A 221-nucleotide genomic window follows, 5' to 3' on the forward strand; every position below is an offset into this window, starting at 1 on the left:
AACTCAAAAGAAAGTGTTCCCCCGGAATTTATGGATGAGTTGCCTGCCGATGCGTTTCCCCCCGCTGCAGGTTACTACGACGAGCCTCCGTTTTAGAGCTGTGAGCGGCGCACGTTATTTGATGAAAAACACAAAGTGCAATCGTTCATGGTTGATCTGAGAGTGGGCATTTTTTAATCCATGGATTTGAGTTTTTGTAGACATCGTTGACCGCGGAATAG

It is taken from the genome of Proteiniphilum sp. UBA1028 (genome assembly GCF_002316955.1).
Lineage (GTDB): Bacteria > Bacteroidota > Bacteroidia > Bacteroidales > Dysgonomonadaceae > Proteiniphilum.